Genomic DNA, 503 nt, shown 5'->3' with positions numbered 1-503 from the left:
ATAAGATAGATTGTGATGTTTCATTGCAATGATACATTCGTACATGGTCTCTACTTTTGATTGTATCAACTTTGGGGACATATCAGTACAAATCACTATTGCCTCGAGTGCGTGCCTGACGTTCAAGAAATCGTATAAGTAAGATGCTTAACGTGAAATATATCAAGCCTATAGCAATTTCCATACACGAAAGGCTTAACCCATACCAAATATTTCCATTTACTACCAACCGTATTGCTGAAACGGCATGAGAAAGCGGAAGAATTTGTGAAACATAGTTTAAGCCAAAAGGTAGACGCTTAACTGGAAAGTTTGCTCCACTGAACAAAAACACGACACTTTCTGCAATACTAAGTAGCATATTTATGTCTCTCGTTAGTAATCCGAAACTTGATATAAAAATTCCAAAGGTGCTAACTGATATCGTACCCAAAATAGATATAAAAAGTAAAGCGGCATAGATATTTACGGTAAATCTAAAATCGAATATTATTGCTGCCAAC

At 35.6% G+C, this 503-nt stretch carries 1 protein-coding gene; it reads right to left on the bottom strand.

From position 1 onward, the window contains the following. Positions 1 to 82: 82 nt before the first annotated feature. The coding region (locus ACP5SP_RS08175) for an ABC transporter permease (RefSeq protein ID WP_428076594.1) at positions 83 to 503 on the bottom strand (421 nt) is incomplete at its 5' end.

The sequence above is a fragment of the Caldisericum sp. genome, assembly GCF_049967455.1.
In the GTDB taxonomy this organism is placed as follows: Bacteria; Caldisericota; Caldisericia; order Caldisericales; family Caldisericaceae; genus Caldisericum; species Caldisericum exile_A.
The sequence above is the reverse complement of the archived record's forward strand: the minus strand, read 5'-3'. Positions and strand labels throughout refer to the sequence as shown.